The following is a 23,839-nucleotide window of genomic DNA, read 5'->3' as shown; positions in this document are numbered from 1 at the left end:
AACCGTTATTCTTCATTATCACTTAAGACTCTGAACCCACCGTAAACCGTTCACGAATATGCTGCGGCTGTTCGATTTCATCGACAATAGCAACGGCATAATCTTCGTAGCTGACATAACTCTCACCTTTGGAGTTCACCAGAAGATTATCCTTACCTTTTACATAAGAACCCGTTCTTGTGCCGATGGCAAAATCAGCAGATGGGCTAACAAAGGTCCAAGAGAGTGCATCTGTCCCTTGCAGAATCTCCAGATTCTTGGCTTGATTCGTCGCTGTTGGCTTAATAAAGTCAGGAAAGTCATTCGTATCCACTACTTTAAGCGTTTTGGCTTCATCTACATAAAGACTTCCTGCACCCCCAACTACAATCAATCTTGTATCGGGCGAAGCCTTCAACGCTTCAATAAGCACATTCCCGGCATCCACATGCAGATGTTCTTGTCCAAACGGCGCACCAAAAGCATTCACAACCACATCGAACCCCTGCAAATCTTCAGCGGTAAGTGCAAATACATCCTTTTCAATGACATTCGCTTTACTATTTGTTACTTTAGATGCATCCCGCACAATCGCTGTAACTTCATGACCTCTATCCAACGCTTCCTGCGTAATTCGGCTTCCAGCTTTTCCACTTGCTCCAACAACTGCGATTTTCATATGATTGTCCTCCTGAGTTTACGATGTTTTCGCTTTAATATTTATATCAAGGAGCTCCTGAACGATGGTTCTATCGATATCGAGATCAAATTTTCTCCCCCAAAAGCATTCCGTGCCCCGTTGAGTGATCCGATCATAGTCTTCTATCGTTAGCGTTCTAGGATAATCCGGTCCTGTTTCCCAATCTGTATACCGCTTAATTTCATTCAGCACATGCATCTTATAAACACTATTCAAAATTATCGTATGGAAAAAGATTTCATCTCCACATAAAGTGTTCCTAAAAAATCTGACGTATTCCGGAGAGCTTTTTGTAAAATCCAAGATGTATTCCATACATCCACCTGTAATAGACATCCAGTTTGAGCCTTTATATAAACCGTTCGGCAGAGCGCTTAATCTTCTTTGCAGAAACGGAACGCTCATAATTAGTTTAATGTACCTCATTCGGATCGCTGTCATACGCCGGGTCCTTGAGATGAGGAATCTAGGATAGTAAACTGAGACCCGCTCGTAACATCCCCAAGTTTCCGCAGCATTAGGCAGCTGCAAATACTTCACAAATTCCTTACCCTCATTCACCTTAAAGAAATCTAGAATCACTTCATTCGAAGCCAGCGGCAGATCCTGACCGCTTAGGATGTGAATATAATTGAAATCCCCATGTTCTTTGATCAGCGAAAAGCACTTCAAAATGCATTCAATCTGGCTGTAATGCCCCCACTGCACATCAATAGGCTTTTCCACAAAATGAATATCGTTACGATGAATAATGTCAGCTTCAATATTACTTTTCTGATCGACATGAAGGAAAAACTCTACGGACTCGTTAGTTAAACTATCGATTAGCAAATTGATCTGCTCCGGATTCTTATGACAAAGAATGATATACGCCATTTTGAATGCTTCCAACAAACTTCACCCTTCCGCCCACCTATTTCCAATATTATAAAATAAATGGACGAAAATGGATATATAATTATCTCTTTAAAACAAGTCTTATTCCAATGTTCCAAGGATCTTGGAATGTAGGATTTCCATTCACTTCTGTAACTGCGTAACCAGCCTGCCGTACTCGCTCCACCACAGCGTTGCGTTCCTCTTCATTCGTAAGAATTAAGGTAAAATAATCAATCCCCACAGTATCAGCTGGAGCCGCAGGTGCGCCCTGTCCAGCCCAAACATTCAGCCCGATATGGTGATGATAGCCACCAGCAGAGATAAACATAGCAGCACTTCCATAATTAGCTGTTAGTTCAAAACCAAGCAAATCGACGTAGAAGGCTTTCGCCTTATATAAATTCCCCACATGAAAGTGTACATGCCCAATCACTGTTCCCGCTGGCAGCCCGTTCCATGATAAACCTTCAGAAGCTGCCAATAGTCCATCTACATCCACTGGATCAGTGGACATCATTACATGCCCTTCCGCATCATATTTCCATTCACTCTTAGGACGATCTCGATAGATTTCAATCCCATTATTATCTGGATCCTGAATATACAACGCTTCACTGACCAGATGATCCCCCTGCCCCACTTCAATCCCCGAAGAGATCAAATTGCGCACAACCAATCCAAGGCTAGGACGATCTGGAACAAGGATAGCGAAATGATACAACCCAGCCACAGAATTAGGGCGGATCACCCGCGCATTTTCAATCTCCCGCAAGATTAATAACACATTCTGACCGTCAGCGGTCATTTCCACTTCGCGGCCAGTCTGCCGCAAAACGCTTAATCCCACAACATTCTGATAAAAGGTGAGCGAACGCTCCAAATTGCTTACTCTAATCTGCACCAGACCGATCTGAGTGTCTGGTTGAAGTATTGTTTTAGTCGTCATTATAAATTCCTCCTAATCATGCTGTAACTATTTCAGTTACAAATTAACTATCTTTAGTATAGTTACCTTCTATATGTTTGTCAATTACCTATAAAAAAATCATGTCGACTGGTTCACAGCCAAACATGATTCACAAAATAATATTATAAGTAATTCAAAAAAAGGTTTCCGGGTATTTCAACTCTCCCTTAATCCTCTGCAGTACGCCCTCCTTCAGCTCACAGACCATAAAGACATTCTCCGGTACCTCAAATTGCTTCAACTCCAGCCCATGTAGCCCTGCGGGTTGAAATCCGAATCTCGGGTAATATTCAGGATGCCCGATCAAAAAGACAAGCTCATATCCGAGCGTTCTACATCTTTCTAACCCTTCTTGGATCAGCGCCTTGCCGATTCCTTGCTTCTGAACGAATGTTTTCGACCAACTGCGCTTCATCTTCCCGATCACCAAAAGCCTTAACATTCACTTGAAATACTTCATTATAGTCTGCCACAGTTTCTGCTCTAATTCTCATTTTTGTTGCTCCATTCCAGTAAATATTCGGATACACTGGATTCCAAAAGGCCGATCAAGTCTTCATCCATATACTTATAGTCATCAGCTATGTTCAGGCAAATTATTTTTTTGCCCCTTACACAGTCTCTAAATTTATCTTGAATTCTTCGAACATGTTTCTTCTCCATCACAAAAATCACATCCGCCCAACCCAAATGCCCTTCAGAAATTTTAATTCTGGCATGATCTTCAGTCCCTGCTGATCTCACTTCATGACCATCAATTCCTTGAAAGATCTTCTCCGCAGTTAGACTCCGCCAGCGATTCTGGCTGCAGACAAACAGGAGTTTAATAAGTGCACCTTCCTTATTCGATTGTTAAAAAGATATTTATTGTCTCGACTGCTTCGTGTATTCAATCAACCAACAATCTCTTAGTTCTCCTTCATGTTGTTCGTGCTGTTCAAGGTATTTCTTCTTCACAAAGCCAATCTTCTCGTATACTCTAAGGGCTCTTTTATTCCAGGCTTGCGGGTCCATGACAATTTTATCCGCCTGTTTTGCTTCGACTAGATAATTGACTGTTTCTTTAATGAGTCGCGAACCAATTCCTTGATTCCATAAATCAGGCTCGCCAATAAACTGGTCCATCCCAAAGATTTGACCTTCGAATCCCACGTAGCCGTACACCTCTAATTCTTCATCATCTATAAGATAGAACTGGAGATAACCTATATCCCGCTCCTTGTATTGCACAATACACCGCGTAACTTCGGCTTGCTCGTCGTAAAAATGCTCCTTCACCAGCTCCAAATCATGCGGGCGATCACGACCTTCATAGAACTCCAGTACAACGGGGTCTGAGAGCCATTTTACAAGTAATGCGGCATCGTTTAGCTCAAGTGTTCTCAGTCTGATCTCTTGCTTTTCAAAAATAATCATAACGCACCATACAATTCATGAAGTGGTCTGTAGCTCGGATGTTCTTCTATTTCCGTTACGACAACACCTTGCTCGGAGTCAATCACACGGTAGGCCTTAGCTTCTTCTCTGGTCGACATCACTTTATATTCCTTATCTTTATAGATGATTGCACAATTGTTATCCACCGCGATTCCAGGCAAACCTCCACCTTTAACCATGCGTGTAAAATCTTCAACCCGAATATCCTCATTATAATGCGGACAATGAATGCCCGGCAGAATCCCCATGGCTTCAAGCTTGATATACTGCCATTCCCCCTGGTCGTCGAACGCTTCAGAGTCACTATGCCCATATTCAAACCAACAGATGGAACCTGCGCTAAGCCCGGTCAATACGGTTCCAGAGGAATAAGCTTCTTTCAAAAGCGTATCTACCCCTGTATTTTTCCAAATCTCCAGCATCTTTCGGGTATTGCCTCCACCCACATAAATCAAATCAGCAGCTGTAATTAAATCTGTAATCTCATCATGAGTGTAGGTTTGGCTCACAAGCAATAAGTTACTTGTTTCACATCCAAGAATATCACCATATACTTTGCTAAAAGTATCACAATATCCCGGCGCATCACTACTGGCTGTTGGAATAAATAACGCCTTCGGCTTAGCCTTTTGAGTCAGCTGCACAACTTTACGATCAATTTCCAGCGTTTCAAGCTCGATTAACTCTCCCCCGCCAATCACTACGATAGTGCCCATGATTTCCCCTTCTTTCACTAGGATTACATCCTATTGCTTACTCTTAGCTTACCGATGCTTGCAAAATATTCCTCTGCCAAAATGCTGTAGATCTCCAGATCCACCAGCCCTTTACCCGACCATACATGCGCCTGCCTTAACGTGCCTTCTTTCGTAAAGCCATTTTTCAAAAGCACCCGCTTCGATCGTTCATTAAAGGGCATAACCTCAGCTTGAATTCGATTGACTTCTGCAGTCTCAAATAAATATTTCACCACTAATTGAATGGCCTGAGCTGCAATCCCTTTTCCCCAATAAGGCTCCGCCAAAAAGTAACCAATCGTCACCATATCCACCTTTTGATTAAAATCCATAACTTCGATGATACCTAGCAGTATGTAAGGGTTATTTTTGAGGAAAATCCCCCATTTCACTCTTACCCCTTTGGTAAAATCACGTTCGAAATGACCGATCATATTCTTGACTGTATCTTTATTATGTTTCGGAATAATTCCACAGTACTCAAACACTTGATCATTGCTATATATCCCAAATACCTCATTAAGGTTGCTGACTTCAATCTTTTTCAGTAATAATTGCTCGGATTCCAAAGTAGGGAATTGCTCAAATACGTGACTAAGCTTCAATTTGTTCCCTCCATTACTTTTTGATGGCTTGGATCAGGGTTGCAGTTTGACTTTTTTCCTTTATTATCCTTTCCTTTATTATCCCCGGACACTTCCCCTGTACTGCGCGGTTCTAAGCTCACGAATATAAGGCTCTGCAGCTGGCATATCTGCCTCAACGGCCTGTTGAACAGCTAACTCGATGTCATAAGGCACTCTTACAAATTGCATATTCAAAGGAGCTGCTGACACTCCCATGTATTCTCCCTCCATAATCACATAAGATGCCTGGGTTAGATCAAGCGGATTCCCCACACTGCCTACGTTAAATAAGGTCTTACCTTCTAGATGTTGAATAAAAGCATTATGAATATCCCCATAACCTACGATATCCGCTTGTCGTTTTTCCTGGCAGAGATCAGAATAATCAAACAAAGATAATCGCTTTTCATAATCATCCCAAGGTTGAACGCGTTCATACAGGCTTCGTGGCGAAGCATGAAATAATCGCACAAATTTACCACTCAACATAAACTCAATCGAAAACGGCAACGTGCTTAAATAAGCTAGGCGCTCTTGACCTAACAACCCGCGGCACCACCGAGCCATCTCAAAATCAACATCCTGATTCATTAAATCATCCCAGTTCCCCATAACACTGATTTCACAATTCTTTTTTATGATATCAATGGCTAGATCTGAGTTCGGTCCTTTTCCAACAATATCGCCTAAACAAAAGACTCTGCTGATTCCCCGCTGCCGGATGTCATCTAAAACGGCCGTAAGGGCCGGTATATTTCCATGAATGTCTGAGATTATTGCAATTTGCTCCACTGTAGAACCTCCGTATATATTGATCTTTAAAAAAGTTACTTATCCTAAAACTAATTGTACTGCATTCTCAATGTTGGCTGTTGCTGCTCATTTAGCGGCCGCTGCTCGTTTATAGGGCATTTTTGCCTTTCTTTTCGCTCATTCAGCGACTATTGCTCGTTTATAGGGCATTTTTGCCTTTCTTTTTGCTACTTTGGATGATTTCAGCCAAATCTGAGGCATTTATACCGTATATTCCACCATTTCAGCCACTTCAGCACATTTCAACGGCATTTATACCGTACATTTTATCATTCCAGCTACTTCAGCACATTTCAACGGCATTTATACCGTACATTTCACCATTTTAGCTACTTCAGCCCATTTCAAAGGTATTTATACCGTACATTCCACCATTCCAGCTACTTCAGCACATTTCAACGGCATTTATACCGTACATTTCATCATTTCAGCCACTTCAGAACATTTCAACGGCATTTATACCGTATATTCCACCATTCCAGCTACTTCAGCACATTTCAACGGTATTTATACCGTAAATTTCACCATTTTAGCCACTTCAGCACATTTCAAAGGTATTTATACCGTACATTCCACCATTCCAGCTACTTCAGCACATTTCAACGGCGTTTATACCATACATTTCACCATTTCAGCTACTTCAGCCCGTTTCAACGGCATTTATACCTTACATTTCACCATTCCAGCCACTTTAGTACATTTCAACCGCATTTTATACCGTACATTCCACCATTCCAGCTACTTCGTTCTAGTCACACTTAATCTTTTGTAAACTTTATGGATTGTAAAATATCCTCTATCCTCTTCATATCTTCTTTATGTACTTCATCCACACTATAAGGGAACTGCACCATAAATGACATTTCCGGTTCCTCAATAACGTAATAGATAGCTTTTCCTTTACTCCCTTCCTCTTCGAATACTTCAGTTTCGTACTTTACGGACTCTAACCCGCCTAAACTAGCTTTACTTTTTGTCAGCTCCGCCCCGTTGTTGTAATTCGTTTGGGCATCCTCGAGCCATTTGTTGACAAGCTCCATGTCCTTAGGCTTAAATCCAAAGAGCATTACTCCCGGACCTTTAAGTCCCTCAGCAGGTTTATAATCAGTCGTAGAGACTATCAACCATAATGGCGCTCCATACTTCTCAGTTACAACCCAATCATCCGGATAGTTAAAGGTGATTCCAAAATTAGTATCCTCGTATTTAGTGGTATCCTTTGATTCATTACATCCGGTAATCATTACTATAATTAGTAGTATAGGCAGTAATTTCTTTAACATTCTTTAGCTCTCCCTCAATGTATGTATGTATATTATCTTTAATCCGGCTTATAAATACAGATTCTATATTCTCTCTTACTTCCCTTCTTTGACCATAAACCTAATTAAGCCAAAAAAGACCAGAATCACGTTTTCACATGTTCTGGCCTTACTTCTAAGCTGTGATATGGAGGAATCATAGTTCTGGCATTTCATTCACAATCTGTTCCAATGTAACCTCCTGGAGAACATTCTCCATTGCTTTTTGGGCGAGTGAGAACACAGGTACAATTGCACTGGCTATATTCTTGCCAACAGGACAATCTGGATTAGGATGCTCATGTACAGAAAACAACGAGTCCTCTTCCACCGCATTAACTGCCTTATAAATCTGCAGCAGCGTAATCTCGGATGCGCTACGTGTAAGCGAGGCGCCTGCGACTCCGGGGCGGGCATTCACCAGTCCTGCTTTTTGCAGCATACTCGTAAGCCGACGGATAACTACAGGGTTTGTGTTTACGCTACCAGCTATCCACTCCGACGTGCTTTTGCCTTCTTTATTGCTGTCAATCAACGTTAATATATGAATGGCTACCGCAAATCGGGTGCTAATATTCATGGAAATCTCTCCTTCTGCCTTGCTGCAAAACATCCTTCAGATGCAACTATAATAGTTACATTTTATGCATTTGTCAAACTTTTGAGGATATGAACAACTTATAATCTATCAATATTCTCCATATAGATAGGTTGGTGCATTTTAATAAAAAAAGATCGTTGGGCAATACTTTTAATAATAGTTGTCTTTGAATTTATTAATATAACCTACAGTTTAATATTCGAACAATCCATAGAGTGGTTTTCTTTGATTATATTAATTCTCTTTGTTTCTTTAATTGTTAATTCTAATATAAGTAAAAACAAAAAAAATGATTAAATACAACTGCCAAATGGCACTCGTATCCTAAGTGTCTTTTCCTATGTTATCGAATTCCTTTAGGATCTCAGCCACCTGGGCAGCATATTTTTTACTCAGACGCGATTTGCCAAGATTACTCTTCACAATCTTAAGGATTCGGGCATCTCGGCTCTTTGCAAATCTCTCCAGCATAACAAAGCCTTCTTCAGGCTCATTCGCCACAAATACACTCAAGCTGTATTCAAGTCCCTTAGATAATACACGAAAATGCTCAGCGTCCTCATGTTGCGCTCCCCCACCATCTATACTCTCCATGATTCCGGCAGCCAACTGAAGACAATACAGCGTATTTTCTTTCTTTTTTAAAAGAGGAGGATGTGCTAACGCCGCTACAAAAGCCCGTTGTTCAAGCCTGTTCGCACCTTTCTCCCACATGTCAATCAGCTGCCTGAGCAGGGTGAAATCATCCTCCCCTATACTTTGCAACGCCATAGCAGACGCTTCACGCACCCTCCATCGCGAATCATTCATAGCTATCTTGATGCTGTTTTGAATCACTACTTGCTGTTCTTCTCCAGCGTAACTGTAATAAGCACCCAACGCCCTAACTGCACAAAACGGCAGAAACTCACGGGGATCATTCACCCCAGCTTCAGCTTCAGTAATGTCAGTCCAAGAGACGAGCAGCTCCCAGCCTGTATCTGTTAGATTAGGATGAGCGAATTGTTTAGCAAAATGGTCTGAGAGCTCCAAATTCACTCGTGGTCCTGGGAGTTTACTCTCCTGCATCATCAAATCATTAAGCTGTACCCACAGCTCCTTATCGTTTACCCATTGCTGAAACGGCACTTCAATCATCTTTTGCTCAGCCATCTCTGGTCCCTCCGATAGTTATCTTCAGATTTGAACAATTCCTTGCATCGCGTATGCGGGGCACAACCTATAAATAATAAGGTCTGTTCGCGCACTACTCTTTATGCCTTAGTCAGAATAATAGGCTCACCTTTAGTCACGATAATCGTATGTTCAAACTGCGCTACTCGACCGTTATCTACAACACTTAGCGTCCAGCCATCCGATTGCTGCTCCACATAGTCCGCTCCAGTCGAGAGGAAGGGCTCTACTGTAATTACTTGTCCTTCCTTTAGCACCGTGGTCACTCTTGGATTATAGAAGGGTAGAATTTCAAAAGGCTTCTCATGCAGTGATTTGCCAATTCCATGGCTGCACAGATTACGCACCACTCTATAACCGCGTTTGCGAGCTTCAAGTTCCATCATTCTGCCGATCTCGTTAACCTTCATTCCTGCCCGCAGATGATTGATCACACTCATCATGGTTTCCTCTGTACTCCGGCATAAACGCAGAATATCATCGTTATAGGGCGGCAGTTGAAAAGAAACGCCAGCATCCCCATAATACCCATTCAGCTCAGCAGAGACATCAATGTTGATCAAATCGCCAGCATTAATCACTCTCGGACCCGGAATACCATGAGCAACCTCTTCGTTCACACTGATGCAGGTGCTGCCCGGGAAATTATAAGTTATCTTCGGGGCTGAGGATGCTCCGAAGCTTTCCAGAATCTCAGCTCCAATAAGATCTAACTCCGCAGTCGTCATCCCAGGGGTTACTTTCTTTTTCATCTCGGCGATGGTGTGGCCCACCACTTTTCCAATAGCTTTTAACCCTTCTAAATCTTGTACCGTATCACTTGTCATCCAACACACATTCCTCTCACTTCATGAATTAATCATTTGTCGAGCCTCTGAAATGCACTCCCTACCCACTGAAAAGTATCTTCCACTTGTTTGCCTGCTGCGTTATCGTAGTAACTTCTCTTAAAGCTATGCTCATCAACTTTATCCAGCTTTATGGAATACCGCTCAGGACTGCTGATAAACAGCTGATTTTCAGGTTTAATAGGCAGTTCTTCTATCACGTTATTTCTTCTGAGTGTAAAAAGCTTGTAGAAATAACCGTTACTCGTTCCATATTGTCCGATCGTAAAATCGGGATCACCATCTCCATTATAATCCTCAAACTGAAGCTGAAAAAAATCATTAAAGGTCTGGGCAAATTGATCATTTAACGGATAGCTACTCAGTGTTTTTCCATGCTCATCAGTCACTACTAGCCTAAATCGGCCACTCCAGTTTCTTCCCGCTAACGGACTCGGTGTAGTCCAATCTTCGCTATATGTCCCCTCTAGCAGTTGCAGATTTAAAAATCCCGCTCTCCCTGTGACCGGAGACAGTTCATTATGTGATAGGGTTACTGGACCTGTTACCTCGACAGAAGTCTCCACAGGGTCTGCCTGTTCAATGTTCTCCGTATCGATTGTTCCATAAATGAGCTTTCTTAACTGGTCAGAGTTTTTTACAGGAATTGTGTAGCCCTGACTGCTGTTCTCTGCTGTAGTAAACATCCCTTCATGTCCAAGTTGATCTCCAAGCGCTATGTAATAATCTTCCGAATAGCCGTCCCCATAAACAAGCTTCATTTCAAATTCCGGACCCCAATCCAGATCATCAGAAAATTTCTTACTCTTGTTCATAGCCTCCGCAAGCGTCTTGATCAAAACAGAATCCTTTAGCGTTAAGCTCTCTGAGTGCAAAGGACGATCCGCTTGTTTCTGATCACTCGTTGCCACGGGTATCAACGACACGCCTTCGATCCATCTGGCATTGATGAAGCCCAAATCACTTTTACATCCGCTTAACACTACGACCAATAACAAAGGTGCTATCCATATTAACCGCCTAATGCGAATCGCCTCCAATACATAAGCATATTCCAATTATAACAGTGTCTATAAATATATAAAAACGACTTTATGAACACGCGATTAAAAAAAGACTACAACCTGCTTATTAAAGCGTGGTTCTAGTCTTAAAATGGCAATTGATTAGATTGCTCCCATCGTTTTGAGCCAAGCATCCGCAATAAGTGCATGACCTGCAGGAGTAGGATGTACTCCATCATATGCCCAGTAAGCCGGTTCTGCTTTTACGGAAGCCGCTGCAAAAAGTCCATCTAGCGGAACCAGCGGCGCCCCATATTCACGTGCCAGCTCGCGGACAATATGAATTTTAGGATCAAGATCCTGACGCCAAGTTCTACGATCTTCCGGTACAGGCAAAACAAAAGGCTCTATAAGCACTAATTTAGCATCCAAAGATTTCCGAGTGCGTTCGATCAGGTCCCGATATGAAGCTTCAAACTGCTCGGGAGTGGTTTCTTCACCAGAATCAAAACGCCGCCAAGTGTCATTAATTCCAATATAAATGGACACCCAAGTCGGCTTCAAATCCAGGCAATCCTTATCCCAACGTCCCTGCAAATCAACAATACGGTTACCACCAATACCACGGTTAAAAAAAGTAAGATTCTTCTCTGGATATAAATGCCCCAGTCGAGCGGCGACCATCATTGCATAACCTACTCCAAGTGATGAAGCGTCTTCATGATTACGCCCCCAGTCTGTTATGCTGTCCCCTTGAAACAGAATGACATCGTTTTGTTGGAATATCATAAATGAAATCCTCCTCTAACTACCTCTGTTAATATAACCCAATCTATTATATCAAATACAATGAATACAGCCTACTGTGAAACATCAATAATGCAAACATTTCACTAAAAAAACAATAACAAAAACCCCGCTCAGATTTGAGCAGGGTTTAGGGTTAAACTATATTAGTAAGCTAGGCTGAACAATCCTTTAATGTGGGACAAGTAACGGATATTACTTGCTTCCTTCATTAGAGTTGCAGGCAAGCCTTTTAACGGAGTAGAACTTGCACCAACGATGGCAACACCGTCTTTACGGCCTAAGCTAGCAAGTGTACCAGAGTTGATTGGGCTAAAGCTTTCAAACGATTTATTTTTCAAGAAGGCATACAGATTGTATCCGATCAATTCACCCATTTGCCAAGCAATTTGCGCAGTTGGAGGGTAAGGACGTCCATCTTCTGCAAAGACCACCGCGCTGTCACCAGCAACGAATACATCTTTGTGGGAAGTGGATTGCAAGAATTCATTCACCGTTGCACGACCTCGGTTAACTTCAAGACCCGATTCGCCGATGAGTGGATTTCCTTGTACGCCACCAGTCCATACAAATGTGTTAGCAATAATTTTTTGACCGTCTTTCAAGTCAATCGCATTGCCTTCTACATTCGTAACAGGAAGACCTGTCAGGAATTGAACACCACGTTTCTCCAAGCTTGCTACAGCACGTTCGATTAATGCATCTGGCAATACTGGAAGGATTTTAGGACCTGCTTCAACGAGCATAAGCTTAATTTCTTTAGGATCAACGCCATATTTTTTAGTAAGTGTAGGCAATACATCCGCGATTTCACCAACAAGCTCAACACCTGTTAAGCCGCCGCCACCGATCAGGATGTTTGCATCTGCTTCATTTTTCGATTTCGCATATTCACGAATACGATCTTCAATATGTTGATGAATTTTGTTAGCATCTGCAGCTGATTTCAATACCATACTGTATTGTTCAAGCCCTGGAATGCCAAAATAAGCTGTAGTGCTGCCAAGACCTACAACAAGCGCATCATAAGTAAGTGTCACGCCATCAGAAAGAACAATTTGTTTGTTCTCCACAGAAAATGAATTAACCTTCGCGATTTTCAGGTCAATATCTTTCCCTGCGAAAAGCTTAGTTAGAGGCATAGCTACAGCACCCTCTGCAACACTACCTGCTGCAAGACGATGCAATTCTGTAATGATTTGGTGGGTAGGATACTGATTAACTACAGTAATTTTAGCTTCATCTTTTTTGAGATATTTGCGTACGGTTAAGGCGCTTAGTAGACCACCATAACCTGCTCCTAGAATGACAATATGTTTAGACATGATGTTTCCTCCGTCCCTTACGTATAAGATATGAAAATGATTATTTCTGCTTACTGCGTTCTCCAGCAACTTGAAGGTATGCATTTACGAAACGGAAAAGCTTTTGCGCTTGCGGATCTTTCAACAACTTCATAAGACCAAAAAGACCAATAACTTCGTTACTTTCATTCGCACGATCTTTTGCTTCGATCACTGTAGCTGCCATATTCTTCGCGGAATGCACTACAGGTTCAGCAAGTTCTTTAATTGCACTTACCGTATCACTTTTCAAGACATCATCCGCTGCGACAGTTTGCACAAAGTCATAGGACTTTGTAAGCACGCCAACAAGCTCAGTTAATTTTGGCAGCTGTTCCACCAAGACTGTTAATGATTCCTGAACTTCTGGTTTCAAGAGCTGCTCAAGAACATCCATTTGTTCCTTGCTAACAGCTACTTTTGGTGATTCTTGTTCAGGTTGTGTTTGAGTGATTGATTCTGACATATCCAAATCTCCTCTGCAATAAGCTTTGCTGCTTAATAGTAATAAAAAACATAAGAACTTTTAACGCCATATTTCTATTATAGCACTTATCAAGTTATAAATGTCACAAAGTTTTTGAATTTCCATAAAAATTTGTGATTTTTATTACATTATAATAAATTATTAAAATTACTAGTGTTAATTAAAACCGTTTGAGTGAATTAATGTACAAATTCATTCAAATTCTTCTCAGTTTTCAATAAAACCTCCACAATGTCCATATTCTTCTCTGTTAGAAGTAACCTGAAATAAAGAGAACGCAGGAAGTTCTTTGTATTTATTCGATTAACGTACTGGCTGTGGCTTCTAGGCCAACTGCCACATTGCGCCAAGTTGAGAATCCAATCGGTTATAGACTGCTGTGGAAGTAAATGATGATCGATGATTGTAACTATAATAGTAGCAATCCTTTCATCTTCTTCGTCCCTGAATATGTATTGATCGTTATAAAGCATCTTTTGAATAACTGCCAGAACCTCTTCCCGCACCGCGGCATCACTCTCCGAGCATAAAACCAGCTCATCCAAGGCGTCGGCGCCATGGGCTGCTGCGTGTGCCCAGCCTTCTTTTTCCATATAACCTCTTAAGTCCCGTTCTTCCTCATAATAACGAATCAAACCCTGCTTCACCTTTATAAATTCAGAGCTATCTAATATAACCTTTTCCCTATGCCGCTGGAGAATAAGAGCAACAACCAATACAGAAAATGTTCTTGTATACACCGTGAGATCTTCTTTATTCCCAATGTGATAAAAAAGATGCTGCTCGTCAAGAAGTATCCACAGCAGTTCACGAAGCTCCGCATCATTAAACCAACGTTTCTCATTAATCCATTTGTAGAATGTGGAATAAATCAATTCATCACGCAGTACAGGCTCGGGATCTCCTATATGCTCAAGCATCAACTTCACATAATCCTTTATGTCCTCTCCACTTCTAAGCTCGTAGTCATTCTCTTCTATTCTTTGCAAATCTATCATCAATTGTTCTCTACTATTAATCAATTTATCCACCCTTTCATCCACTGTGTTTCTACATATCCTAATATCCTAATTTATGTCCTATTTTTTGACAACAGGGTATTCAAGATTAACTTCAATAAATTTTATCATTGACGAATTTTTTAGGCTGTGTTATTTTGAGTTAGTAACATTTAGTTAGTTCATTTACAAATATCAGGTGTTGATATTTTACAACCGAATACATACACAACGGAGGAATACTTATGAGCGCTTTTACAGACTTGATTCAGTCACGCAGATCCGCTATGAATTTTGTGGAAGGGGTTATCATCCCTCAGAATGAATTAGAGGAAATGTTCTCTTATGCCAGATTGGCACCATCGGCCTATAATCTACAGCATACAAATTACAAAGTGATATCTAACAAGAGCTTAAAAGAAGAAATTCGCGAAGCAGCTTACGGCCAATATAAAATCCATACTGCTTCAGCAGTTATTGTAGTGCTAGGAGATAAGCATGCTTATCAGCAGGCTCCAGAAATCTATGGCGGGCTTAAAGCTTTAGGAGCGATGTCACAAGAGGAATATGATGAGCAAATAGAGATGATTAACAATGCTTACATTGATAAGGATGCTTTTCAAAGAGATGAAGCAATACGTAATGCCTCTCTCTCTGCCATGCACTTTATGCTGATCGCCAAAGATAAAGGCTGGGATACCTGCCCGATGATCGGCTTCGATGCTGATGCTATCCAATCCACCTTGAATCTGCCAGATCATATGGTACCTGTTATGCTGATCACGATCGGCAAAGACAAAAAACATAAAATCAGACCCCGCGGCTACCGTAAGCCAGTCAACGAATTCGTTGAATTCATCTGATTATAGATACAGCAAAACGTTCCATCCGAGGCAAGTAGCGGGTGGAACGTTTTTTAATTGGAACTCATCATGAAGATAATGAACCGTACACCCGATATACAAGAGGGGCTCTACTTCGCATATTGTAAAATGGCTATCGCTGCTCGTTCCCGTCGTTCGGAGTCATCACAAATCAAAGCATCTTTCAAAATATTAAGCGCCTTAGAGAGTGTCTCCTCATCCAATTCCAGCGGACTATTCATTTCTTGTTCATTAGCAGAAACACCTGTAATCCACAGATCCAAGCGAGCACTTGGTTTGGGACCCTTATATTGTACAACCGGTGCACTTTGGTTAAATAACTCCCGCACGCCTGTGTTTAGTTCAGAAATCGGCACACTTTTCAACCACGTCACACCACGCCGATGGCATGTACCCTCGTCAACATTATCAGTAAACTCGTTGTAAAAATAATCTCCGAGGTCCCCGAGATGTACCCAATCTCCATCGACCACCAGCACATAATCTCCATCTTGCATCGTATGTACAAATAGCTGAAGGGCTTGCAGATGTTGCGTAAGCTCCAACTCACTATATTGGTATGTGCCAATCAATCGATCACGAAGTTCCTCTGTGCTTAGATTCTCCAGATCCCCTATTCCGGGGTAGCCGATACTCACATAATTATCCTCCAAAAATGTGGTGATCCGCTCAATCCCCAGTGGCTTCGATCCCATCCGAAACAGATTCATATGTCATTCCTCCAAATACTTAATAAAATGCTTGTAGTAGCCCTTGGATTTGGGAGTAACAAACCGTCCATCATTCGCAGAATCCTTCATTAGTTTATGAAGCTTCGGACCTCCAGTATAGGGATCTACTACGCTAGCCTTAAGTCGTGTCGCTTGGATTGCCTTCTGAGGACAAGAATAAACACAACGCATACATAATAAACAATTTTGACTGAAAACAATTCTTTCTACGCCGCTACTAATATTGGATGTTGGACAGTTTCTGACACATTTTAAGCATAGTGTGCAAGCGTCCGTTGTACGCAATCCTTTGGCGAAGTATTTTCCCCCTTGGTGCTCCTCACAATAATATACTGTTCTCAGAACCCGCTCCAACACAGGGTGAATCGGCAGATTTCGTGGTGTCCGCTTTACGATTTCCTCTGCAAACAATTCCACCTTACGCTGTGCGGCTTGATACAACTGCTTATTCAACCTGTCATCATATTTAATATAAAAATTACATGGCATCGCCAAAATCGAATTGTGAAAGGGATTATATCCCTTCCCACGCAAAGAACGAAGCACCGTATTCGAAGCACCGTTATTGATATAGTGTGGAGAGGATGCCGTTTTGAATACAAATGCCGGGGTTCCATTACAATCAGGTAGCCCTTCTGCAAAACGTTCAACAAAACCGGAAGCGCCAAAGCCTAGAACCGGATGACCAATACCTATAAGATCATAGGCTTCATATTCTACAGAACGAGTGCCTTTAAAAACATCTTCCACTCTAAACAAATCTACATCTTGCCCTTTACTTCTTAGCCTTTCAGCAAATTGCTTAGCAATAATCTCCGTATTGCCCGTACCTGAGAAATAAAATATGGCCGTCTTTGCATTATGCATTCCATCCCCTCCCAGATCAAATATACCTCATTCCCGTCTGGGAAAGCTGTGAAGTTGAAGTGGGTTTTGGCTATTTGGGACTCAGTTGCCCTTATTTCCATGATTTCGCTCGTTTTACCACACTATCGGACTCAGTTGCAGCTATTCGCTCAAATGTGCTCTTTTTCTGCGCAAATCAGGGGCAATAAGAGCTATACAGTCCGAAACCTTTGCAAAATGAACCCATATGCTGAAATAGCTGCAATACGGTCCGCTACGATCTCAATCGAGCAAAAGGTAGTTGGTTTCGAGATGTAGGCGGCTAAGTTTGGGACGTAGACGGCTAGGTTGAGTGATAGGTAACTAATTTCGCACGAAGTAGTTAAGTTGAGCTATAGATAGCTAATTCCGCACGAAGTAGGTTGATTTATAGATAGCTAATTCCGCACGAAGTAGTTAAGTTGAGCTATAGATAGCTAATTCCGCACGGAGTAGATAAGTTGAGCCCCAGACAGCTAGTTTAAGCAATGGGCAGCACGTTTAGGATCAAATTTGGCAGGCGGTGTTCTTTTCACCAACTATTCGGACTCAGTTGCTCTTATTTCCATAATTCCGCTCATTTTGCCACACTATCGGACTCAGTTGCAGCTATTCGCTCAAACCTACTCAAATACTGTACTTAACAAATCCTCAATCATGCGTCCTCACAGGAGTAATTAAAAAAAGTGTGGACGAAGATGCGTCCACAGGCAGGATCACCAGCGCCCTTTCTTTTCCCGCGAACCTGATTCTAAGCGTCTCACTATCGATCGCCCGAAGGATGTCCCTGAAATATTTTCCGTTAAAGGCTACTCGAAAATGATCACCTTCCAGATGCTCCAAAGGAATCTCTTCTTTTACATCCCCAATTTCTGCAGTCTTGGACACTAAACTTAGCGTATTAGAAGGAAGTACGCTGAGCATAACACTCTCACCAGCCAATATAGAAATACGTTCAACCACATGTAACAAACGGTCTTTCTTAACAATCACTTCGGAGAGGTACGCTTTTGGGATTAAATTATTGACAGAGGGATAAGTTCCTTCTAAAAGAGCAGACTGAACCCTCAATCCATTAGAAATAAATCTGATCTGCTTGGGGCCTATTTCTAAATCGGTGCTGCTGTCTGCATCATCGTTTAATATTTTCAAAAGATCCTCCAGGGTGCTGCCCGGGATTACAACATCTAAAGGAATTTCCCCGTAATCATCTACGCTTTCAACAACATGCTGGGCGAAGCGGATGCCATCAGTGGCGACTACACGAATATTATGCTTCTCTATTTGCAGCAAAACTCCTGTAAGCACAGGTCTGGTTTCCGATGAAGAGACCGCAAAAACCACTCTTTTAAATATTTGCTTCAGGAGAGTGTTCTTCATGCTTATCCTTTGAATGTTTGGATGATCTATGTATTGGATTCTTGGAAACTCTGCCACATCCATTCCACATAAACGAAATTGAGTGCTCCCTGATTGAATATTTAATATCAATGATTCTACGATTTCCAGCCTAATTAGTCCAGGATCAAGCTTACGAATGATCTCATAAAAATAACGCGCGGGAACTACGATCTCACCTGTGTTGTGCACAACCATCGAATCCATCTTCACAGGGAGCTTATATTCAATGGTCATTCTTATATTGCTGGCTGTTAATATCAGACCCTGAGTTTGCGATTGAATAAGTATTCCTGATAGAACACGTGAGGAACTATTCGCGGATATGGCTTTTAATGCTGCCTGTAAAGCGGTACTAAGAGAATCTTTTGATACATGGATTAGCAAAGACTTCACCTAACTCTCCTTAGATTCCTTTACAAAATGCGCCTCAATGATGTTCCGAAATACTTGGGAGCGAGATGCGTTCTGATCCGCGCAAGCCTGCTCTATCTCCTGCCAAACGTCCTCAGATAACGTCAGTGATACCTTTTTAGTTACACCAGTGCTTTTTCTACCTGCACCTTCCCGAAGCCCCCCTCTTGTAAAAAGAAACCCCAACTGCCCGTCTTTAGTAGCTACACCTACTTTGACTTTATCCTCGTTGTTACTTGCGCTATCGCTAGTGACCTTATTTTTAATTTCGCTAATACTGCTCCCCTTTTGTTCGCCCTCGAATTTATGATCACCCAATCCCTCACACCTCCATATTTGAATTTAGTAACTTAAATCAATATATCCACTAATTTCATAATACCATAATCGCCATTAATCCACCACAATTCTAACCACAAAAAAACACCCCAAAGATCGGAGTGTGTGCGGTGAACTGGGCATGAGTTGGGTATTGCAACGTTAACCCATGGATTTTTTTATTTTGCTTAAAATCGTTTGGGAATCTATGAGTTAATTGCACTTTATACAACTATAAACAATACATTGTGCTGCCCGAGCGAAATAAGTGTATTCTCTGCAACTAAATTCAACGATATTAACAAATTGGTGTGAAAAGACTTCTTTTAACTGCACCAAATGCAACTAAAAGTGACTAAGCTTCTTATCTCCTGCAAATAAGTGTATAAACTGCAACTATCCCGTTTGCCCGCTCGCGGACACACGCACACTCACCCTCATCACGCCACTAACCCAACCTTCCTCCCCTCTCATACACCCTCTCCCAAAGACTCCTTTCCCTACAACTCCCATCATCATTACCTCAGAACTCCCTACTCATGTAAAAATAGCTCGCCTCATAACTCAACGCGCGGCACATATTAACATCTACTCTTCCACCCACGCGCCTTACTGAAACTACACTATCTAAGGATGTTCTGATAATTTGGTGGGAAGTCTGACTTTTTGGGGTCTTTTAGATGCTTGAACGATTCAAGCTTCACCTTAGGACCAGGAGAGATCCTAAAAGTCATGGTATCTTCTCCAACTGAAATATGTGGACCAACTGTAGGATATACGTTAAGTGTAATCAAGAAATCAAACCCACGGAAACCATTGGTCCGCTTCACCTCTGTCACATCCACAAAGTAAGGATAAACCATTGGCGATTCTCGCAAAAGCGGCGAATAAATATCTGCAATCTTTTTCTCAATATGGGGTAAAAGAAATAACATCAGCATGTCTTGAAACTTAAGTTCGCGAGAATCTTGATCTGGCAGTTGAAGTCCCGAATCAGACCTGGAAGGTGTTACAGATTGAGGTTGAATTAACCTATTTGCGGAGCAAGGTTGTGGCGTCAGAAATAGCATCACTGCGACAAGAAGGGGAGCAATCCAGCTTTTTTTCATCACAATAGCCTCCTTAGGGAACTTTATATAAATTCCCCAAAGAGACCCTATTTCTATACGTTAAATCTCAATCCTGTTAAAAAGAAAGGGTTCTCCCTTAAGATAATTTTTCAGGATCGCTAACGCATACGGCTGTTCTGCTTTTAGACCCTCGGTTTCCCTAGGATCGGATGCGTGATGGCAATAATTTTCGATCATAACCATGACCGTAAAATCCTCTAAAGTCTGAACCCACTCCCCGTCAAGCTTGGCGATACTTTCGTACCCCTTAATGACCCCTTCTCTTTGCAATGGATACAGTCCAAGAAGGGTATGTGCCACGTCATAAAGATAATACCCCCAACCACATCTTCCAAAATCAATCGGCCGAGGCTCACCCTCTTTAAATATGATGTTGCCTTGATGTAAATCTCCATGGATAACGCCATAAGACCTTCTGTTCTTATTTTTATGCTGCTTGCTTAACCAATTGTATAACTTCTCAGCTGCCGACTGATACAGCACAAACTCTTCATCCGTAAGAAAACAATGATAATGAAGTTTTAAACGAAGCATTGCTTTTCGAAAGCTATGTTCATCCCAAACAGGACGATTAAAGCCAGGGGGTAACTCCAGCTCCTGTGCCGCCTTATGTAGCTTGGCTAATAGAACGCCTTCTTTGTAAATTTGTTCTTCGGTAAGATTTTCTTTCGCATGTTCCCCTTCAACCCAGCGCATTAATGAGGCATAAACACCTTCTCCATTTCCCTGTTCCACTCTGAACGTTACAGCACCCGTGCGATCATGAACACCTTTTGGCAGGGGGACATCGATTTTGCTCTTCAAAAGCTCCAGCCACGCGATTTCGGAGTTAATTTCCTCTTTAGATCTCCCCGAATGAAGGCGCAGTAAAAAAGTTCCCTCTTTATTAGTTTCTATTACAAAGGTACAGGTATCCGATAGCTGGTTAAAACGAATCTGCGTCCAATCCAGGTCAAAGTTCTGAAGCGCTATTAAAGCTGCCTGCTTATAATTTTTTCTCATCGCAAAGGAAGGAACAATTCAGTCTCATCGGGCCAGGAAGGGTTCGCAAATTGATAGATTTCTATAACCAATCCACGATCATTACTCTGCAAACTGCTATTAAATTCTCGCTTCATTTCCGGCAATTCAAGCACTTGGACTTGGCCTTCATCATTCATAAATAACCATCCCTTCAATGATCTATAAAAATGAAAACTATCTGAAAAAATATTTATCTTGAAAATATTTTCAGAAAACTAAATAATAGAAAAGCAATACTTACATGTCGGATCTATCATCTTAACCAAGGTGGAGCTTCATTACAGGCAGAAGAAAGGTTGAACATCGGCATCATGAATGCAATTCCAAACCTCAACAAGGCACAAACACGCAAAGAGCGAGCAGGGAAAGAGCCCTTTCCCATCTCTATACTCTCTCTTACGGTAGGCGCTTTTGCAATTGGTATGACTGAGTTTGTTATTATGGGTATTTTACCAAATGTGGCCAACGATTTACAGGTTAGTATTTCGACTGCTGGCCAACTCATTACAATGTACGCACTTGGAGTGGCCGTTGGCGCACCCATCCTGACCATTCTCACGCAGCGCATTCCGCAAAAGAAACTGTTATGTCTTCTCATGATTCTTTTTATACTGGGCAACGGAATCTCTGTGTTTGCACCAAACTATACCGTTCTCATGGTAGCTCGTATAATTACAGCTTTAACTCATGGTACTTTTTTTGGGGTTGGCGCAGTCATTGCATCCAATCTTGTACAACCCAATAAGCGGGCCGGAGCCGTATCTATTATGATGGCAGGTTTAACGATAGCCAATATTGTCGGAGTTCCTCTAGGAACATTTATTGGACAAAGTATGGGCTGGCGGGCCTCATTTGCAGCGATTGCTGTCATGGGAGTCGCCGCGCTGATCGGCATCCTCATTTTTATTCCAAAGCTTAAACAAGAGAAACCAGCGAGTGTTATCCAGCAGATTGCTGCGCTGGCTAATCCAAAGCTGCTGCTATTCTTATTGATCGGGGCGTTAGGGAACGCCAGCTTGTTCACCGTGTTCACATATATTACTCCACTGCTTGAAGAAGTGACCGGTTTTGCTGAACATAGTGTGACTTGGATTCTAGTCTTATTCGGCTGTGGGGTGACCATCGGGAACATCGTTGGCGGAAAGCTTGCGGATTGGAAGCTGATGCCTTCTATCGTGGGACTTTATTTTGCAGTCAGTATGATTCTAACGATCTTTTCCTTCACGATGCATAGCCCAATAGCTGCGGTAATCACAATATTTTTCTGGGGTATGGTGTCCTTTGCGGTCATGCCAGGTCTGCAAATACGGATTATGAGTCTGGCTCAGGCAGCCCCTGCACTTGCTTCAACGACCAGCCACTCCGCCGGGAATCTCGGTAACGCAGCGGGTGCCTTTATTGGCGGTTGGGTTATTTCTCATCTAGCGATCACTTCGCTTCCTTGGGTCGGTGCGGTTCTAGTGGGCCTTGGTCTGGTATTAGGCATAGCTTGTTTTGTAGCAGAACGGAAAGAAACTGTAGCGTAAGCTTTATAGATATTTATACAAAAAACGAGGGTGCTCCCAAAGTCATCATGGCTTGAGGCACCCTCGTTTTTTATATTTCAGAGGAACAATTCTGCTCTTCTAATCTTCAACATCTGCTTTGCACCTTTTTGAAATTCATAAGGAACCTCTAGTTCCTCTGCAGTAAATCCTTGCCTCACCAAATCATCAATAAGGCGGTCTAAATACTTATACCTTTTACAAGAGAGGTCGACTAGTGGAAAGATTCGAAGCTCGCCTCTCGTCACCCGCATGAGTTCCTTAACAGTCTCTAAATGAAATTCATAGTCCAGCCGATCGCTGTACATAAATAGAAAGTGAGCAGATAATGTCAGATCAAATGCTTCATCCGCAAATGGCAGATCCGGAAGTATCACAGGAACATATCGCTGCGGGGTTTGTCTTCGATCCTTAGTGCTGGCGGTTAACGCTGCGTTCCTCGCTTCGGTCAGTCCCTCGATTGATTTAAAGTAGTTCCAAACGAAATTATCCTGTACTTTTTCCATTCCGGACATCGCATGTGCAATATCTTGAGCCCCTTTGTCTGCCAGCTCATCTTCAGAGTAATAGTAAGCAATATCAGCAGCCGTTACTTCACCACCCAACCGATTCGCTATTGCTGTAAAAGAGCAAGCACCCGCAGGACAATCCAGAATGCTCTGGCCGATAAGATCTGATTCCAGCAAATCAAACATACGTATATATTCCTCATAGGTTCTGCCAATAAAAACAATTCTCTCCAAATCAAGTTTTCCCTTTGCTCCGCTCATCTCAGCTCACCTTTCCTCTTCTAGGCTCATCTACACTTCTAC

Annotated in this window: 28 protein-coding genes; 2 read left to right on the top strand and 26 right to left on the bottom strand. The window is 42.0% G+C overall.

Annotated elements, in window-relative coordinates; all coding sequences use genetic code 11:
• Positions 1-22 precede the first annotated feature (22 nt).
• The 18 genes from MHI32_RS11725 to MHI32_RS11640 all read right to left on the bottom strand — a co-directional run bounded on the left by MHI32_RS11725 (position 23) and on the right by MHI32_RS11640 (position 14,724).
• Positions 23-658 (bottom strand): NAD(P)-dependent oxidoreductase, encoded by a 636-nt coding sequence (locus MHI32_RS11725; RefSeq protein WP_076183276.1) that lies wholly within the window; start codon positions 656-658, stop codon positions 23-25.
• Between the two features lie 18 nt (positions 659-676).
• A complete protein-coding gene (locus MHI32_RS11720; protein ID WP_143762697.1) occupies positions 677-1,570 on the bottom strand; it encodes a beta-1,6-N-acetylglucosaminyltransferase in 894 nt (297 codons plus the stop codon).
• A gap of 67 nt (positions 1,571-1,637) precedes the next feature.
• A complete protein-coding gene (locus MHI32_RS11715) occupies positions 1,638-2,504 on the bottom strand; it encodes a VOC family protein (protein ID WP_340012388.1) in 867 nt (288 codons plus the stop codon).
• Between the two features lie 154 nt (positions 2,505-2,658).
• Entirely contained in the window at positions 2,659-2,940 is a 282-nt protein-coding gene (locus MHI32_RS11710) for an N-acetyltransferase (protein ID WP_340012387.1), read from the bottom strand.
• Between the two features lie 68 nt (positions 2,941-3,008).
• A complete protein-coding gene (locus MHI32_RS11705; protein ID WP_076218945.1) occupies positions 3,009-3,353 on the bottom strand; it encodes a protein tyrosine phosphatase in 345 nt (114 codons plus the stop codon).
• A gap of 36 nt (positions 3,354-3,389) precedes the next feature.
• Complete coding sequence (locus tag MHI32_RS11700) at positions 3,390-3,941, bottom strand: GNAT family N-acetyltransferase (RefSeq protein ID WP_340012386.1); 552 nt, start codon at positions 3,939-3,941, stop codon at positions 3,390-3,392.
• Positions 3,938-4,696, bottom strand: a complete 759-nt coding sequence (locus MHI32_RS11695) for a peptidase E (RefSeq protein ID WP_340012385.1) — start codon at positions 4,694-4,696, stop codon at positions 3,938-3,940. The genes MHI32_RS11700 and MHI32_RS11695 overlap by 4 nt, the downstream gene beginning before the upstream one ends.
• Before the next feature lie 5 nt (positions 4,697-4,701).
• Entirely contained in the window at positions 4,702-5,304 is a 603-nt protein-coding gene (locus MHI32_RS11690; protein ID WP_076183265.1) for a GNAT family protein, read from the bottom strand.
• A gap of 78 nt (positions 5,305-5,382) precedes the next feature.
• Complete coding sequence (locus MHI32_RS11685) at positions 5,383-6,117, bottom strand: metallophosphoesterase family protein (RefSeq protein ID WP_340012383.1); 735 nt, start codon at positions 6,115-6,117, stop codon at positions 5,383-5,385.
• A 779-nt stretch (positions 6,118-6,896) separates the two neighbouring features.
• Positions 6,897-7,421 carry a hypothetical protein gene (locus tag MHI32_RS11680; RefSeq protein ID WP_339190614.1) on the bottom strand — a complete coding sequence of 175 codons (525 nt, stop codon included), beginning with the start codon at positions 7,419-7,421 and terminating at the stop codon, positions 6,897-6,899.
• Positions 7,422-7,596: 175 nt separating this feature from the next.
• Positions 7,597-8,019 (bottom strand): Rrf2 family transcriptional regulator, encoded by a 423-nt coding sequence (locus MHI32_RS11675; RefSeq protein WP_076100677.1) that lies wholly within the window; start codon positions 8,017-8,019, stop codon positions 7,597-7,599.
• Positions 8,020-8,364: 345 nt separating this feature from the next.
• Positions 8,365-9,192 carry a hypothetical protein gene (locus tag MHI32_RS11670; protein WP_076129946.1) on the bottom strand — a complete coding sequence of 276 codons (828 nt, stop codon included), beginning with the start codon at positions 9,190-9,192 and terminating at the stop codon, positions 8,365-8,367.
• Positions 9,193-9,293: 101 nt separating this feature from the next.
• A complete protein-coding gene (gene map, locus MHI32_RS11665; protein ID WP_340012382.1) occupies positions 9,294-10,040 on the bottom strand; it encodes a type I methionyl aminopeptidase in 747 nt (248 codons plus the stop codon).
• A gap of 32 nt (positions 10,041-10,072) precedes the next feature.
• Positions 10,073-11,059 carry a hypothetical protein gene (locus MHI32_RS11660; RefSeq protein ID WP_340012381.1) on the bottom strand — a complete coding sequence of 329 codons (987 nt, stop codon included), beginning with the start codon at positions 11,057-11,059 and terminating at the stop codon, positions 10,073-10,075.
• Between the two features lie 168 nt (positions 11,060-11,227).
• Positions 11,228-11,854, bottom strand: coding sequence for an SGNH/GDSL hydrolase family protein (locus tag MHI32_RS11655; protein ID WP_076278065.1), 627 nt, complete (start codon positions 11,852-11,854; stop codon positions 11,228-11,230).
• A 164-nt stretch (positions 11,855-12,018) separates the two neighbouring features.
• The gene (locus MHI32_RS11650; protein ID WP_036685891.1) at positions 12,019-13,197 is read right to left on the bottom strand and encodes an NAD(P)/FAD-dependent oxidoreductase; all 1,179 of its coding nucleotides are present in this window, start codon (positions 13,195-13,197) and stop codon (positions 12,019-12,021) included.
• Between the two features lie 40 nt (positions 13,198-13,237).
• Entirely contained in the window at positions 13,238-13,681 is a 444-nt protein-coding gene (locus tag MHI32_RS11645; protein ID WP_036685888.1) for a DUF1641 domain-containing protein, read from the bottom strand.
• Positions 13,682-13,881: 200 nt separating this feature from the next.
• Positions 13,882-14,724 carry a DUF2785 domain-containing protein gene (locus MHI32_RS11640; protein ID WP_340012721.1) on the bottom strand — a complete coding sequence of 281 codons (843 nt, stop codon included), beginning with the start codon at positions 14,722-14,724 and terminating at the stop codon, positions 13,882-13,884.
• A gap of 221 nt (positions 14,725-14,945) precedes the next feature.
• Here MHI32_RS11640 and MHI32_RS11635 point away from each other — a divergent pair, with 221 nt between their 5' ends.
• A complete protein-coding gene (locus tag MHI32_RS11635; protein ID WP_312151263.1) occupies positions 14,946-15,563 on the top strand; it encodes a nitroreductase family protein in 618 nt (205 codons plus the stop codon).
• A gap of 110 nt (positions 15,564-15,673) precedes the next feature.
• Here the strand turns inward: MHI32_RS11635 and MHI32_RS11630 are convergent, their stop codons facing one another.
• The 7 genes from MHI32_RS11630 to MHI32_RS11600 all read right to left on the bottom strand — a co-directional run bounded on the left by MHI32_RS11630 (position 15,674) and on the right by MHI32_RS11600 (position 21,620).
• Complete coding sequence (locus MHI32_RS11630; RefSeq protein WP_340012380.1) at positions 15,674-16,294, bottom strand: hypothetical protein; 621 nt, start codon at positions 16,292-16,294, stop codon at positions 15,674-15,676.
• Between the two features lie 3 nt (positions 16,295-16,297).
• Entirely contained in the window at positions 16,298-17,182 is an 885-nt protein-coding gene (locus MHI32_RS11625) for an EFR1 family ferrodoxin (RefSeq protein WP_076189790.1), read from the bottom strand.
• A gap of 669 nt (positions 17,183-17,851) precedes the next feature.
• Entirely contained in the window at positions 17,852-18,994 is a 1,143-nt protein-coding gene (gene dnaN / locus MHI32_RS11620) for a DNA polymerase III subunit beta (RefSeq protein ID WP_340012379.1), read from the bottom strand.
• Positions 18,995-19,330, bottom strand: coding sequence for a hypothetical protein (locus MHI32_RS11615; RefSeq protein ID WP_254847621.1), 336 nt, complete (start codon positions 19,328-19,330; stop codon positions 18,995-18,997).
• 623 nt (positions 19,331-19,953) lie between these two features.
• The gene (locus MHI32_RS11610) at positions 19,954-20,439 is read right to left on the bottom strand and encodes a DUF3888 domain-containing protein (protein WP_076278071.1); all 486 of its coding nucleotides are present in this window, start codon (positions 20,437-20,439) and stop codon (positions 19,954-19,956) included.
• Between the two features lie 60 nt (positions 20,440-20,499).
• Positions 20,500-21,462, bottom strand: coding sequence for a phosphotransferase (locus tag MHI32_RS11605; protein ID WP_340012378.1), 963 nt, complete (start codon positions 21,460-21,462; stop codon positions 20,500-20,502).
• Positions 21,459-21,620, bottom strand: a complete 162-nt coding sequence (locus tag MHI32_RS11600; RefSeq protein WP_175618940.1) for a hypothetical protein — start codon at positions 21,618-21,620, stop codon at positions 21,459-21,461. The genes MHI32_RS11605 and MHI32_RS11600 overlap by 4 nt, the downstream gene beginning before the upstream one ends.
• A gap of 174 nt (positions 21,621-21,794) precedes the next feature.
• Between MHI32_RS11600 and MHI32_RS11595 the strand changes: the two genes are divergently transcribed.
• Positions 21,795-23,009 (top strand): MFS transporter, encoded by a 1,215-nt coding sequence (locus tag MHI32_RS11595; protein ID WP_076190144.1) that lies wholly within the window; start codon positions 21,795-21,797, stop codon positions 23,007-23,009.
• Between the two features lie 77 nt (positions 23,010-23,086).
• On the opposite strand, the gene MHI32_RS11590 is transcribed toward MHI32_RS11595, so the two are convergent.
• A complete protein-coding gene (locus tag MHI32_RS11590) occupies positions 23,087-23,797 on the bottom strand; it encodes an SAM-dependent methyltransferase (RefSeq protein WP_076279853.1) in 711 nt (236 codons plus the stop codon).
• Positions 23,798-23,839 lie beyond the last annotated feature (42 nt).

The sequence above is a fragment of the Paenibacillus sp. FSL H7-0690 genome (assembly GCF_037980415.1).
Taxonomy (GTDB): domain Bacteria; phylum Bacillota; class Bacilli; order Paenibacillales; family Paenibacillaceae; genus Paenibacillus_AQ; species Paenibacillus_AQ odorifer.
Note: the sequence above shows the minus strand (reverse complement) of the source record. Positions and strands in the feature narration are given on the sequence as shown.